Source organism: Micromonospora sp. CA-263727 (assembly GCF_050942455.1).
Taxonomy (GTDB): domain Bacteria; phylum Actinomycetota; class Actinomycetes; order Mycobacteriales; family Micromonosporaceae; genus Micromonospora.
Genome location: NZ_CP192031.1, coordinates 7041465 through 7055232, shown reverse-complemented (window position 1 = coordinate 7055232; position 13768 = coordinate 7041465). Strand labels below are relative to the sequence as shown.

Here is a 13768-nt window from a genome sequence, read left to right as displayed (position 1 = left end):
CGGGGGAAGGCGGCGCGGCGGTTCGTGATCGCCTCTGAGCTGGGGAAATACTGTCTGTAGCTGTGGACAAGCCGCGTGTCGTCCACAGGGGTCGCGGTGCGTATCGGTCTGCTCACAGGATCTCCCTATGAACTCGACCGACCTTCCCCGGCTCACCGTCCGCTCGCCCGCCGACCTCATCGCCGCCGTGCCGTACCTGCTCGGCTTCCATCCGGCCGACAGCATCGTGGTGGTGGCGCTCGCCGCTTCGCGGATCGTCTTCGCCGCCCGCGGGGATCTCACCGACGACGCGGATACCCAGGAGGCGTCGACGCACATCGCCGCCGTGACCGCCCAACAGGGTGCCGACTCCGCCACCGTGATCGGATACGGCCCGGCCATCCGGGTGACTCCGGCGCTGGACGCGGTCCGGGCCGCGCTGACCGACGCCGGACTTACCGTCCTCGACGCACTGCGGGTCACCGGCGATCGGTGGTGGTCGTACGTCTGCACCGAGCCGGAGTGCTGCCCGCCCGAGGGCACCCCGTACGACCCCCGGGCGAGCACGGTCCCGGCGGCGGCAGTCTTCGCCGGCCAGGTCGCGCTGCCGGACCGGGCGGCGCTCGCCGCGCAGATCGCCCCGGTCGGCGGGGCCGAGATGCGGCATGCCGCCGAGCGGGCGGAGAAGCGGTTGACCGGCCTGCTAGCGGCCGCACCCCCGACCGACCTGCTCGGCGGTCGGGCGCTGCGGTCGGCCGGGTTGGCGGCGTGCCGCGCGGCCCGGCGTCGGCACCGCAGCGGGAAGCAGTTGACCGACGACGAGGTGGCCTGGCTGTGCCTCCTGCTGACCCACCTTCCGGTACGCGACCACGCCTGGGAACGCACCGACGGCCGGGACGAGGACGTGGCGTTCTGGACCGAGCTGCTGCGGCGGGCCGAGCCGGAGCTGATCGCCGCGCCCGGCGCACTGCTGGCCTTCGCCGCTTGGCGGGAAGGGCAGGGCGCGCTGGCCGCGGTGGCGCTGGAACGGGTGCTGACCGAGCACCCCGACTACTCGCTCGCGCTGCTCCTGGACGATCTGCTCCGTCGAGGCGTACCACCGTCCCGCCTCGACGGCTGGCCGGCCAGCGGGCTGCCGAAGCAGCCGCGCAGGCGTCGCTCGCGACGCCGCCCGCCACGCTGATGAGTTGATCAGTCCGTCACCCGGTGGATGCCGGTGTAGACGTTCATCGTCCGGCCGCGTAGGAAGCCGACCAGGGTGAGCCCCGCCTCGGTGGCCACGTCGACCGCGAGCGTGCTCGGTGCCGAGACGGCGGCGAGTAGCGGCACACCCGCCATCCATGCCTTCTGGGTCAGCTCGAAACTGGCCCGGCCGGAGACCAGCAGCAGGTGCCCGGTCAGCGGCAGCCGCCGTTCGCGCACCGCCCAGCCGATCACCTTGTCCACCGCGTTGTGTCGACCCACGTCCTCGCGCAGCATCACCAGCTCACCAGCGGCCGAGAAGAGGCCCGCCGCGTGCAACCCGCCGGTCCGGTCGAAGCCCCGCTGCCCGGCCCGCAGCCGCGCCGGCAGTTCGGCCAGCAGCGCCGCCGGCACGGCCAGCGGATCGTCGGCCACGTCAAAGAGCGAGCGGGTACGCACCGCGTCGATGCTCGCCTTGCCGCACACGCCGCAGGCGCTGGTGGTCTGGAAATGTCGGGTCACATCGGTGGCCGGATCCGGCACGTCGGGTGCCAAGGTCACGTCGACCACGTTGTAGGTGTTCGGTGTCTCCGTGCCGGCGCACAACTGCGCGGTGGAAACGTCGTCCGCCGAGCGGATCAGCCCCTCGGTGAGCAGGAACCCGATGGCCAGATCCAGGTCGGCGCCCGGGGTCCGCATGGTCACGGCCAGCGGGCGACGACGCCCCGGCCCGGCAGGGCCGACCCGGATCTCCAGCGGCTCCTCCGCGGCGAGGGTGTCCGGCCGGTTCACCCGGGTGCGTCCGGCGTCCGTCGCGTCAAGGTCCACGCGGAGCACCCCGCGCCGGTCAGTCGCCCGTCCCACCCTGCCATCCTGCCCCGGCAACCGGCCCCGCCGCACGGCACCCACTCGCCCCGCCGTGGCGACACGCGCTGCCCTGCTCCCGCCGTTGAGGCAGGGCAATCTCAGCCCGGTCCCGGGGCTGGTCCCCGGACGACCGTTTCTGTGAAATCAACGTCGCAACGAACAGTGGCAGCCATCGAGGTTCAGCCAGCCCTACCGCCGGCCGAGCTTGGCCCCGGGCAGGGCCGGATGGCTGCTCGGCGGGCTACCGTGACGCCGTGAGGGCGTACGCGGCGGTGGTGCTCGCGGGTGGTGCGGCCCGCCGGATGGGCGGGCGGGACAAGCCGGCGTTGCTCGTCGGTGGCGTACCCATGCGCGAGCGGGTGCTGGCCGCGGTCACCGACGCGACGCCCCGGATCCTGGTCGGCTCCGGGCCGGCCCCGGCGGGGGTTCGGCTGACCCGCGAGACGCCGCCCGGTGGCGGCCCGGTCGCCGCCACCGCGGCCGGGCTGGCCCTGCTCGACGCCGACATGTACGCCGACGTGCCGGCCGTCGCCCTGCTCGCGGCCGATCTACCGCTGCTGACCCGCCCCGCCGTCGAGGAGCTGCTGCGCCACCTCGACACCCCCGCCGGCCTGCTTGACGTCCCGGCCGGGCTCGGCGGTCGGGACCGTATCGACGGGCCGGCGGGCGGCGACGGTGAATCGAGCGCCGATGTTGCGTACGCCGTGGACGGGGCGTGTTACGTCGACCGGGCCGGGCGGCGGCAGACGCTCTGCGGGGTGTGGCGAACCGCTGCCCTGCGGGCCGCGCTCGACGGGCTCAGCCGGCGGCGTGGTGGCGAGCTGGCCGGTGCTCCGTTGCGGGAACTGCTCGCCGGGCTCGCCGTGCGTGAGGTGGCGTGGTCCGGCGCGGGCCCGCCACCCTGGTTCGACTGCGACACTGAGAGTGACGTACGCCGGGCGGAGGAGTGGGCGCGATGACGGTGATGGACGACTGGCTCACGGCGGCCTGTGCGGAGCTGGGTCTCGACCCGGCGGAGGTGCCCGTGCCGACCGTGCTGGACCTGGCTCGGGACGTTGCCCACCAGGTGCTGCGGCCGGGTGCTCCGGTCACCGCGTACCTGCTCGGCCTGGCGGTAGGTCGGGGCGCGGATCCCGGCGCGACGGCTGCCCGCCTCGCCGACCTGGCCGGCACCTGGCCGATCGAGCTGGGCGGCGGGCGCGGCACCGCCTGATCGCTTGACCGGGGTGCCGCACCCGCCGGACCGGGCGCGGTGTCGGGTGGCCAGTTCGGGGTGTTGTCCGATCAGGGTCCGGGCTGATCCGTGCGGGCGGTTGGCTCGGTAGGGTGACCGGAACGGACGGAGGCGATCATGACGGCAGACCACCCCTCGGCGCCGCCCGGCATGCCGGAGCACCACGAGTCGATTCTGCTCGACGAGCCGAGCACGGCTGACCTGCGGGCAAAGGTGACCCAGGCGTGGCGGGAGTTCGCCCGGGCGCTGGCCGACCGGCTGGCCGCGTTGCCGCCCGGCGCGCAGGTGGAGTTGACCCTCGACCCGACCGCCTCCGGCACCGATGATGCCGTCTACTCCGTCCTCGTCGAGGTGGGCAAGGACGGCCGGCTCGCCGCCCGTGCGGTCGGCAACGCGACGCTCCCGCCGGGCTACCGGCTGGACCGCGCGGCGGTTGCCGACATGGTCGCGCTGGGCTGGTCCCCGCCCGGCGTGCTGGAGGGCTCGGGGGAGCAGTTCGGGCTGGAGTACCCGGCCGGGGAGGCCAGCCAGTTGGCCGCCCTGCTCTCGCGGACGCTGCGCGACATCTACGGTGCCCCGCACCCGGCCTTTCTGGTCTACCTGATCGAGGACGCCGAGGGGGAAGCGCTGCCCGGTGAGCCGCTGGGCACCGCGCGCAGCGAATTCGGCCCGCGCCGGGAGATCGGCGCCGAACTGGAGGAGGCGCTGGCCAGCGCCGGTGAGGCCGGCGCGGAAACCGAGGTGCTGGAGCTGGCCGATCGGGTCCGGACCGTGGTTTCGACCATGATCAAGTCGGAATCGGGGCAGCTCCAGGTGGACTCCGACGGCGACATCAACATCCGCGCCGGGTCGGCGATGGTCTTCGTCCGGGTCCGCGACAACCCGCCGCTGGTCGACGTCTTCTCCCCGGTGCTCACCGAGGTCGAGCCCACCGAGCGGCTGTACGTCAAGCTCTCCGAGCTGACCAACCGGATGCCGATCGGCCGGCTGTACTGCGCTGACGACACCGTGTGGGCGTCGATCCCGGTCTTCGGCCGTAACTTCCAGCCCACCCACCTGATGCTCGCGGTGCAGGTGATGACCGGTCTCGCGGACGAACTGGACGACCGCCTGCACGGCGAGTTCGGCGGCAAGCGGTTCTTCGGCGAGGGGGACAAGTCGGGGCGGGGTGAGCACCGCACCGGCATGTACCTCTGAGGGCGGTCAGCCGAGGTCGAGCAGGGTCTTGCCGACGGTGTCCCGGGCGCTGATCGCCGCGTGCGCGTCGGCCGCCCGCTCCAGCGGAAACCGCTGGCCGATCACCGCGCGCAGCCGGCCGGCCGCCGCCTCCGCCAGCGCCCTCTCGGTGTACGCCCGCAGTTGCTGTGGTGTCGGCGCGGGCCGGATCAGGGTCACGCCCCGCTCGGCGGCCGCCTGCTCGGGGATCCCGGCCCACTCGCCGCTGGCCAGCCCGAAGCTGAGCATCCGGCCACCCGGTTCGAGTAGCTCGAATGCCGTCCGCCCGACCGTGCCGCCCACCCCGTCGAAGACGACGTCGACGGCGCCGACCGCCGCCCGTACCCGGTCGGGCCAGTCCGGCTCCCGGTAGTCGACGGCGACTCGCGCGCCCAGCCCGGGCAGCAGCGACACCTTGCGCGTACCGCCGGCGAGGCCGACCACCCGGGTGCCGGCGCGGGCCGCGAGCTGCACCAGCAGGCTGCCCACCCCACCGGCGGCGGCCTCGACCAGCACCCGGTCGTCGGGACGCAGGTCGGCGGCGTCGAGCAGCATCAGCGCGGTACGCCCGTCGGCGAGCAACGCGACCGCCTGGTCCAGCGGCAGCCCGTCCGGCACCGGCACCGGTGTGGTGGCGTCGACGACGACCCGCTCGGCGTACGCCCCGGACCCGCCGGTGCCGGTGACCACCCGGCGGCCGACCAGTCCCGGGTCGACGTCCGGGCCGACCGCGCTGATCACCCCACCCACGCCGTTGCCCGGGATCACCGGCAGCGTCGCCAGCGACGGCCCGAAGCCGGTCGCCCGGAACTGGGTCTCCACGAACGTGATGTTCGCGTGCACCACGTCGATCAGAACCTGACCGGGACCGGGACGCGGTGTTGGTGCCGGACCCGGCACCAGCACCTCCGGTCCGCCGAACTCGCGCAACCACACCGCCCGCACGTCTCCCCCTCGTCGATGAGCCGGACCCAGTCGACTACCTCAACCATGGTTGAGGTCAAGGGCGGGTGCCCGGAAGAGGTCAAGGCGGGTGGGGCCCGGAAAACCCGAGAAACCGGGCCCCACCCGCGTGGGGAGGGAGGTTCAGGTCGTTGCGATCCAGTTGAGACGCCGCGCGGTGGCCGGATCGGTGGCCAGCAGGCCCGCTTCGGAGATGGTCCAGAGCACGTCGCCGATCACCAGCGACCGCTGTACCGGCCAGACCGCCATCCGCCAGCCATCGCTGCGCTTTCCGGGATGGGTGACCTCGCCGATCTCGCTGATCGTGTCGCCGTCGACCCGGAGTAGTTGGATGCCGACCTCGACCGGCAGCGCGACCAGGCCGCTCTCCGGCCGGTACAGGAAGGCGTGCGGGTCGTGTTCGGCGCTGGACCAGGCACCGGGCTGGTGCCACTGGTCCAGCCGGTTCGGCCGGGCCGGGTCGCGGACGTCGAAGAGCGACACCTGTACGCCCTTGGGCCGCCCCTGCCGGTCGGCCTCCTGACCCACGCCGAGCAGTCGCCCGTCGGGCAGCGGGTGCAGATAGCCCGAGTAGCCGGTGATCTTCAGCTCGCCGGTGACCCTGGGCGCGGCCGGGTCGGTCAGATCGAGCGAATAGAGCGGGTCGGTCTGCCGGAAGGTGACCACGTATGCGACCGGCCCGAGGTAGCGCACGGAGTAGATGCGCTCGCCCCGGCCCAGCCCGCCGACCACCCCGGTCGGCAGCAGCGATCCGCCCTCGCGGCGCAGGATCCGTACGCTGGACTCGGAGGTCCGGCCCTCGCCCCAGACGTCGCCCGAGGTGGTCGCCACCCGCAGGTGCCCCGCCCACTCGGAGAGCGCGTACTGATTGATCAGCCAGCCGGGCACCTGGCCGGCAGCGAGGTAGCGGGGGTGGCCGGGAGAACCGATGTCGAACTGGAAGATCTCGGTGACCTGGTCTTCCATGGTCGGCTGCCAGCGGCCGGCGATGCCCGCCCGGTCCGGGCGCTGCCCGGCGAGGTAGAGGCTGGTCGCCGTGCCGTAGACGGTGCTCGCGTCGGCCGCGACGCTGACCGGGTCGCCGTCGCCGAACCGGTCGGCGGTGAGGTCGAAGCTGAGCACGGTCAGCATCGACGTGCCGGTCATCCGGTCGGGGCGGCTGAGCCGATCGCAGCCGACCCGGCCGGTGTGCCGCTCGTTCCCGGTCGTCCACTCGTACTCCGGTAGCCAGGCCCCGATGCCGGCTCGGCCGATCACCGCGCGGTTGCGCCCGGTCCGCGCCCGGTCGCCGCCCTGGTCGCCGCCGCCGTCCTTGTCGATCGGGAACTCCAGGCGGGGCATCGAACGGACCACCACCCGGGCGGTGTCGCCGGTCAGCCGGGCGTCGATCGTGCTGCCCTGGATCCGGTACGTGCCGAGCACCCGGGGCCGCCCGGTCAGGTCGACCAGCACCAGCCGCGTCGCACCGCCCGACGGTCTGGTCCAGGCCCGGCTGACGGCCGGACCCGACATCATCTCCGCACCCAGGATCAGGGCCCGGTCGCCGAGCAGCAACAGGCGGTACTCCGCCCAGCCCGGCACCGGGTCGTCGCCGGCCAGTTCGAGCTTGCCGGTGACCCGACGGGTGGCCGGGTCCACCACCCGCAGCACGCCGCCGGTGACCGTGACGATCCGCCGGCCGTCGGTCTTGACCAGGTCGGGCTCGTCCGCACCGGCCTCGTGGTTGTTCGTGGTCGAGTACTCCGGCCCGGCGTCCTCCGGCATCGCGCCGCTCGGCGCGGCGGCGAAGGTCCGCGCTGCCGACTCGGCGCCAACGGCGGCCCGGTCGCCGAACAACACCGCGCCACCGTCGAAGCCGTACGGGCCGACCGCCGCGGCGGCCGCCGCGCGCAGCTCGGCGAGGGCGTCGGTGCAGGAGTCGAAGGCGACCAGGCTGGCCACCGGCACCATCGGCGGCGCACTGCGGTCGGCCGGTGCCGGTGCCGGTGCCGGTGCGGCCATGCTGCCGGCGAGCAGGGTGAGCACGACCAGCGTGCTGCCGGCCACGGCAGCCTTGGTTCCCCGTGTCATGGCCGGTTCGACGCGACGATGACGGGTCCGGTTCCGTACCCGCTGCGGCGGATCGCCGGATGGCGGCGGGTCAGCTGGTGGACGGACCGACGCCGGGGGACTCGACCAGCCGGGAGAGCACGATGGTGCTGCGGCTGGAGGTCACGAACGACTCGGCCCGCAGCCGCTCCAACGCCTCCTCCAGGTGCGCGATGTCGGCGGCCCGCAGGTGCACGAGCGCGTCGGCCTCCCCGGAGACGGTGTACGCCCCGACCACCTCGGGGTGACGCCGCACCGCGGCGCCGATCTGCGCTGGTGTGGTCCGGCCGGCACAGAACAGTTCGACGAACGCCTCGGTGGTCCACCCGACCGCGGCCGGGTCCACGACGGCGGTGAATCCCTGGATCACGCCGGCGGTGCGTAGCCGATCGACCCGGCGCTTGACCGCCGGAGCGGAGAGTGACACCCGAGTGCCGATGTCCGCGTACGAAGCACGGGCGTCGGCGACGAGCAACGCAATGATTCGCTTGTCTACGGCGTCGATCTGCAATGTTCCGCCTCTGAGAAGCAATGGTTTTGGCTGTTACTGAAGTTCCAGCCTACCTACTCTTGGTCACCGTGAACCAGCAGCGAGTGCCGCGAAAGCGGACATATCTCATGTGCTCGCCCGAGCATTTCGCGGTCGAGTACGCGATCAACCCGTGGATGGACGTGACCGCCCCGGTCGACCCGGAGCTGGCCGTCAAGCAGTGGGACCGGCTGCGGGAAACCCTGGTCGGGCTCGGCCACGAGGTGCACCTGCTGGTCCCCGAGTCCGGTCTGCCCGACATGGTCTTCGCCGCCAACGGTGCCTTCGTGGTCGACGGCACGGTCTACGGTGCCCAGTTCAAGCACCATCAGCGGGCCGCCGAGGCAGCCGCGCACCGGGCCTTCTACGAGTCGCGGGGCTGGCGGTTCATCGCGCCGAACGAGACGAACGAGGGCGAGGGTGACTTCGCGTACCTGCCGGAGGCGCACGGCGGGCTGATCCTGGCCGGGCACGGGTTCCGCACCGAGTTGCCCGCGCACGCCGAGGCGCAGGAGGCCCTGGGGCGGCCGGTGATCTCGCTGCGGCTGATCGACCCGCGCTTCTACCACCTGGACGTGGCGCTCGCCTCGATCGACGACGGCAACATCGCCTACTACCCGGGTGCGTTCTCCACGGCCAGCCAGAAGGTGCTCGCCCAGCTCTTCCCGGAGGCGGTGCTGGCGGACGACGAAGACGCCCTCGCCTTCGGGCTGAACCTGGTCAGCGACGGCGCCAACGTGCTGCTCAACAGCGAGGCGAGCCGGCTGGCCGGCCGGCTCAAGACGGCCGGCTACACGCCGGTGCCGGTGGAGCTGGCCGAACTCAAGAAGGGCGGCGGTAGCGTGAAGTGCTGCATCGCCGAGCTGCGGCACTGAGCCGACCCTGTTAACAAGGGCCCCTTTCTCTACAGCAGGCGTTAAGAAGGGGCCCTTCCTTCCACCGGGGCTCAGCCGAGTGTGGCCAGCTCGTTGACCAGGACGTTCGACAGGACCTGACCGTCGCGCTGCACCTCGCGCAGGTACCACTTCTGCTGCGGGGTGCGCGGCTGGTTGAACTGCCACGCGCCGCGCGGGCTGTCGATCTGCCCGATCCGGCCCAGCGCGAGGTTGACCTGCTGTGGGGTGGGCTCGGTGCCGGCGAGACGGATCGCCTGGTCGAGCACCTTCGCCGCGTCGTACGAGGCCATCGCGTACGTGGTCGGCGAGACGTTGTGCTTCTTGCGGTACGCCGAGGCGAACCGGCGGTTGGCCGCGTTGTTGAGGTCGGCCGAGTAGTTCAACGCCGTCCGGATGCCGAGCGCGTCGTTGGCCGGTCGGATGCTCTCCAGCACCGAGCCCTCGGTGAGGAAGCCGGGAGCGTAGATGCTGCCCCGGAAACCACCGTCGCGCAGCTGCATGATGAACTCCGCCGCCGCCGGGCCGGAGTAGAAGCAGAAGACCACCGACGGGTTGCGGCTGAGCGCCTGGTTGATGTCGGAGACGTAGGCGGTCTTGCTCGGGCTCGCGCTGTTGGAGGTCCAGACCACCGGGTCGGCGATGCGCGAGTCGGACTCGCCGAACTCCTGGCGGAAGCCGCGCAGCACGTCCTCACCGCCGAGGGCGCCTTCCGGCATGATCATCGCGATCCGGTCGGTGGGACGCAGCGTGTCCTTCAGGTAGCGGCCGAGCGCCCGACCCGCCTCGTCGAGCACGTACGAGGTGCGCCAGATGTAGACGACGCTCTGTAGGCTCGTCGGCGAGGCGTTGGAACCGATGAGCGGGACGCGCGCCTTCTCGACCAGATCCCGGATGCCGAACATGACCGACGAGCTGGCAACCCCGGTAAGGGCGAGCACGCCCTGCTTGAGCAGCCCGTCGACGGCCGCCTGACCGGTCTTGACGCTGTTTCCCTCGTCGGCGACGAGCAGCTCGACCGGGTGGCCGCCGAGCATCTCGTCGTTGAGGTCCAGGTAGAGCTGGAACCCGTTGTTGAGCTCGTCGCCGATGGCTTTGCTGGCGCCGGACTTCGGTGCGATGAGCCCGATCTTGATCGGTGTGCCTGTGCTACCTGTGTTCTCCGTGGCATCGGAGCCGCATCCGGCGACAAGTCCGCCCGTACCGATCGCGGCCAGCAGCTGGAGCGCTCGCCTGCGGTTCATCTGCGACACCGGGTTCCCTTCAAGTGCGTTGCCGGGCGGACCCCGCCCCTTCGGCGTTCTACCTGTTTCGCGACGCTGCGTCAATGGCTATTGATCTTCGTGCAGAGACCGCAACGCGGTAGTTACTTTCGGCCAGGCCGCCGACTCCGGGTCGATGAGTCCGAAGTGCTCGCATTCCGACAGCTCGACAAGGCACATATCGCCGCCGGAGGCCTGCGCCGCGGCCACGTACGCTCGGCTTATCCCGACCGGAACCTGCTGGTCCAGGGCGCCATGCATCACTACGGTGCGTGGTGGGAGGGGTACCATGGCTCGCGGGTCCGCGGCGGCGTACCGCTCGGGCACGTCGGCCGGACCGCCGCCCAGCAGCGCGGCCACCGCGCCCGAGTCCAGGTCCAGCCGGTACGCCTCGGCGAGGTCCGCGACCGGTGCCAGGGCGAGCACTCCGCCGACGGTGTCCGGTGCGTGAGCGGCCGTGTACAGCGCGAGGTGCCCGCCGGCCGAGTGGCCGACAAGGATCGGCGGTGCCGGCGCGACCCGGTCGGGCAGCGCGTCGGCGGCCAGCCGCGGCAGCGCGGCCACCCCGGCCCGCACGTCGGTCAGCGTGCCCGGCCAGCCGCCGCCGGGCTGCCCGGTCCGGCGGTACTCCAACTGGGCGACCGGATACCCGAGCGCGGCCAACGCGGCGGCCAGCGGGCCGGTGTGTCGCCGGTCGTACTCCGCACGCCAGAAACCGCCGTGCACCACGACCACCAGTGGCCGGGGCGGGCCGCCGCTCACCGGCCGACGCAGATCGGCGATCTGCTCGGGGTGCTCGCCGTACGCGACGGTCACGTCCGGCTCGGGCGCGGGCCGGGTCAGCACGGCTCGGGGGTCGGAGGCCATCGGCCGACCGTAGCGCGGGTTGCCGTGGTGCGGGGGCCGGGTGCCCCGGGTGTCCGGTCCCTGGACCTGGGTCTCCGGGCGCCCGGTCGGAAACTCGAACGCGGGCCGGCGGGCGGCGGCGGGGGTGGCTGGGTAAAGATGGATGCCATGACCGAAGTGCGCTCCCCTGGAGAGAACGACGAGCCCGGCCGGGACGGCATGGGGCACTCCGGCACGGTGGTGGTGGTCGGGCCGGACGGCCGACCGGTCGGCACCGTGCAGACCGACGACGGGCCCGGCGAGGACCCGGCGCGCCTGGTGGAGCAGCCGGCCAAGGTGATGCGGATCGGCAGCATGATCAAACAGTTGCTGGAGGAGGTCAAGGCCGCCCCGCTGGACGACGCCAGCCGGCACCGGATGCGGGAGATCCACGAGCGGTCGATCGTCGAGCTGAAGGAGGGGCTGGCTCCCGAGCTGCGCGAGGAGTTGGAGCGCATCTCGCTGCCCTTCGCCGAGGACAAAGCGCCCAGCGAGGGTGAGCTACGGATCGCCCACGCCCAGCTGGTCGGCTGGCTGGAGGGGCTCTTCCACGGCATCCAGGCCGCCCTGGTCGCCCAGCAGATGGCGGCTCGGGTGCAGCTGGAGCAGATGCGTTCCGGCCGGCAGGCGCTGCCCAGCGGGCCGGCCGGGGCGGTGCTGCCGGGAATGGCGCCCGGCGTGGGCCCCGTGCCCGGCGGTGAGGGCCACAGCACCGGCCAGTACCTCTGACCTCAACCGACTCCCAGCCCGGCGTGCGGCCGGCAACCAGCGGGCGAAGGCCAGCCGGCTGCCGGCCGCACGTAGCTCCAAGCGCGCCGCGCCGCACGCCGGGCCAAGCGCGCCGCGCCGCACGCCGGCCTGGGTAGTTCGCGCCGGCCCGAGGGGCTCAATCCGCGCCGAAGACCTTTTCCAGGTGCGCCGCCACGCCGTCCGTGGAGTTCGCCGAGGTGACCTCGTCGGCGATCGCCAGCACGGCGGGGTGCGCGTTGGCCACGGCCACCGCCCGGCCGGCCCAGGCCAGCATCGGCACGTCGTTGGGCATGTCGCCGAAGGCCAGTACGTCGGTCGCGTCGACGCCGATCCGGTGGCAGTACCAGGCCAGCCCGGCCGCCTTCGTGACGCCGGCCGCCGAGATCTCCACCAGCCCCGAGAGTGAGGAGTGGGTGGCCTCGGCCAGCCCGGCGAGGGCGGTGGAGACCAGCTGCGTGAACTGGTCCGGGTCCTGTTCGCCGGCGCGGGCCAACACCTTCACCGCCGGCAGCGACAGCAGCTCCTCGGGGGTCTCCACGACCCGGATCGCCGTCTCGTCGGCGTCCCAACGCAGCGGGTAGTGCGTCTCGTGCCGCATCTGCCGGCTGTCGACGATCTCCACCGCGAGGCTCACCCCGGGCACCTCGGCCCGCAGCCGGCGGGCCACCTCGGCGAGCAGCTCCGGGGCCAGCGGGTCGGCCCGCAGCACCTCGTCGTTGACCGGGTCGTAGACCACCGCGCCGTTGGCGCAGATCGCCGGCAGCGGCTCGGCCAGCTGGTCGTACACCAGCTTGAGCCAGCGGATCGGGCGGCCGGTGACCAGCACGACCGGGGTGCCCCGGGCGGCGATCCGGGCGAGCACGGCCGCGGTGTGCGCGCTGAGCGTCCGGTCGTCGCGGAGCAGCGTGCCGTCGATGTCGCTGGCGATGAGGCGTGGCGTCGCGTCCATCACCTGGACAGTAGCCGGTCCAGGTAGACCGCCACCCCGTCGTCGTCGTTGCGCAGAGTGATCTCGTCGGCGACGGCGCGCAGGGTGGCGTGGGCGTTCGCGACCGCCACCCGGCTCCAGCCGGCCCACTCGAACATCGGCAGGTCGTTGGGCATGTCGCCGAAGACCAGCACCTCGGCCGGGTCGACGCCGAGGCTCTGCGCCACCACGCTGAGCCCGGTCGCCTTGTCCACCCCGGGCGGGCAGATCTCGATGAAACCCAGCCCGGCCTGGGTGAGCGTGGCGAGGTGGCCCGGGACGATCTCCCGGGCGGCGGCCAGCAACTCGTCCACGTGGTGGTCGGCGGTACGCGCGAACGCCTTGATCACGTCGCCGGCGAGGCACTCTTCGCGGCTGCGTACCTCGAACCGGTCCTGGTACGGCCAGGCCGGGTGATAGTCGCCCCAGAGCGGGGCGTCGTGCTCGTCGGACGCCTCGACCATGACGGTCAGCGGACCGACCGCGGCCTCCAGCTCGGCCAGCAGGGTGGCCAGCATCTCGCTGGAGAGGCGCTCGTCGCGCAGCACCACCGGTCCGGACGGGTCGCTCTGGTCGACCACCCGGCCGCCGCCGGCCATCACCAGGAAGTCCGCGGCGCGGATGTCGTTGCGGGTCAGTTCGGTGAGTCGGGGGCCGCGACCGGTGGCACCGACCACCGGGATCCCGGCGGCGCGGATCCGGTCGAGCACCTGGTGGGTGTACGCCGAGACGGTGTCGTCGCTGCGGACGAGCGTCCCGTCGAGGTCGGTGGCGATCAGCTTGGGCAGGCCCGGGCGGGTCATCGTTCCTCCTTCGCCCGCCGCCGTCGCGGCCAGCCGTACCGGTCGTCGTGGGCGACCCGGCGTGACGGCGGGCAGCAACCGTACCTCGCGGAACGGGTCGCAACCATGGCTTCCAGGCGAATCGGGTGCCAACGGACGGCGCACCGAAGGT

Annotated in this window: 14 protein-coding genes; 6 read left to right on the top strand and 8 right to left on the bottom strand. The window is 72.8% G+C overall.

Annotation, left to right across the window (positions count from 1 at the left end):
* The first annotated feature begins 127 nt into the window (after positions 1-127).
* Positions 128-1162 carry a DUF4192 domain-containing protein gene (locus tag ACQPYA_RS31135; RefSeq protein ID WP_433530536.1) on the top strand — a complete coding sequence of 345 codons (1035 nt, stop codon included), beginning with the start codon at positions 128-130 and terminating at the stop codon, positions 1160-1162.
* An 8-nt stretch (positions 1163-1170) separates the two neighbouring features.
* Here ACQPYA_RS31135 and fdhD read toward each other — a convergent pair whose 3' ends face one another.
* The gene (gene fdhD / locus ACQPYA_RS31130; protein WP_433530535.1) at positions 1171-2025 is read right to left on the bottom strand and encodes a formate dehydrogenase accessory sulfurtransferase FdhD; all 855 of its coding nucleotides are present in this window, start codon (positions 2023-2025) and stop codon (positions 1171-1173) included.
* A 257-nt stretch (positions 2026-2282) separates the two neighbouring features.
* Between fdhD and mobA the strand changes: the two genes are divergently transcribed.
* The 3 genes from mobA (at position 2283) to ACQPYA_RS31115 (ending at position 4459) form a co-directional block, all read left to right on the top strand.
* The gene (mobA, locus tag ACQPYA_RS31125; protein WP_433530534.1) at positions 2283-2987 is read left to right on the top strand and encodes a molybdenum cofactor guanylyltransferase; all 705 of its coding nucleotides are present in this window, start codon (positions 2283-2285) and stop codon (positions 2985-2987) included.
* Positions 2984-3241 (top strand): DUF6457 domain-containing protein, encoded by a 258-nt coding sequence (locus ACQPYA_RS31120; RefSeq protein ID WP_433530533.1) that lies wholly within the window; start codon positions 2984-2986, stop codon positions 3239-3241. Before mobA ends, ACQPYA_RS31120 begins: the two co-directional genes overlap by 4 nt.
* Before the next feature lie 138 nt (positions 3242-3379).
* Positions 3380-4459 carry a T3SS (YopN, CesT) and YbjN peptide-binding chaperone 1 gene (locus tag ACQPYA_RS31115; protein ID WP_433530532.1) on the top strand — a complete coding sequence of 360 codons (1080 nt, stop codon included), beginning with the start codon at positions 3380-3382 and terminating at the stop codon, positions 4457-4459.
* Positions 4460-4465: 6 nt separating this feature from the next.
* On the opposite strand, the gene ACQPYA_RS31110 is transcribed toward ACQPYA_RS31115, so the two are convergent.
* The 3 genes from ACQPYA_RS31110 to ACQPYA_RS31100 all read right to left on the bottom strand — a co-directional run bounded on the left by ACQPYA_RS31110 (position 4466) and on the right by ACQPYA_RS31100 (position 8039).
* Positions 4466-5422: a zinc-binding dehydrogenase gene (locus tag ACQPYA_RS31110; RefSeq protein WP_433530531.1), complete on the bottom strand. Its 957-nt coding sequence runs from the start codon at positions 5420-5422 to the stop codon at positions 4466-4468.
* A gap of 141 nt (positions 5423-5563) precedes the next feature.
* Positions 5564-7510 carry a beta-propeller domain-containing protein gene (locus ACQPYA_RS31105; RefSeq protein WP_433530530.1) on the bottom strand — a complete coding sequence of 649 codons (1947 nt, stop codon included), beginning with the start codon at positions 7508-7510 and terminating at the stop codon, positions 5564-5566.
* A 70-nt stretch (positions 7511-7580) separates the two neighbouring features.
* A complete protein-coding gene (locus tag ACQPYA_RS31100) occupies positions 7581-8039 on the bottom strand; it encodes an Lrp/AsnC family transcriptional regulator (RefSeq protein ID WP_433530529.1) in 459 nt (152 codons plus the stop codon).
* Between the two features lie 107 nt (positions 8040-8146).
* Here ACQPYA_RS31100 and ddaH point away from each other — a divergent pair, with 107 nt between their 5' ends.
* A complete protein-coding gene (ddaH, locus tag ACQPYA_RS31095) occupies positions 8147-8932 on the top strand; it encodes a dimethylargininase (protein ID WP_433533706.1) in 786 nt (261 codons plus the stop codon).
* 71 nt (positions 8933-9003) lie between these two features.
* Here the strand turns inward: ddaH and ACQPYA_RS31090 are convergent, their stop codons facing one another.
* Positions 9004-10203: an ABC transporter substrate-binding protein gene (locus ACQPYA_RS31090; RefSeq protein WP_433530528.1), complete on the bottom strand. Its 1200-nt coding sequence runs from the start codon at positions 10201-10203 to the stop codon at positions 9004-9006.
* A gap of 78 nt (positions 10204-10281) precedes the next feature.
* A complete protein-coding gene (locus ACQPYA_RS31085) occupies positions 10282-11079 on the bottom strand; it encodes an alpha/beta hydrolase family protein (RefSeq protein ID WP_433530527.1) in 798 nt (265 codons plus the stop codon).
* Positions 11080-11217: 138 nt separating this feature from the next.
* Between ACQPYA_RS31085 and ACQPYA_RS31080 the strand changes: the two genes are divergently transcribed.
* On the top strand, positions 11218-11826 hold the full coding sequence (locus ACQPYA_RS31080) for a bacterial proteasome activator family protein (protein WP_433530526.1): 609 nt from the start codon (positions 11218-11220) through the stop codon (positions 11824-11826).
* A 157-nt stretch (positions 11827-11983) separates the two neighbouring features.
* Here ACQPYA_RS31080 and ACQPYA_RS31075 read toward each other — a convergent pair whose 3' ends face one another.
* Together ACQPYA_RS31075 and ACQPYA_RS31070 are read right to left on the bottom strand one after the other, a co-directional pair.
* Positions 11984-12796 carry an HAD family hydrolase gene (locus ACQPYA_RS31075; RefSeq protein ID WP_433530525.1) on the bottom strand — a complete coding sequence of 271 codons (813 nt, stop codon included), beginning with the start codon at positions 12794-12796 and terminating at the stop codon, positions 11984-11986.
* A complete protein-coding gene (locus tag ACQPYA_RS31070) occupies positions 12796-13617 on the bottom strand; it encodes an HAD family hydrolase (protein ID WP_433530524.1) in 822 nt (273 codons plus the stop codon). The genes ACQPYA_RS31075 and ACQPYA_RS31070 overlap by 1 nt, the downstream gene beginning before the upstream one ends.
* Positions 13618-13768 lie beyond the last annotated feature (151 nt).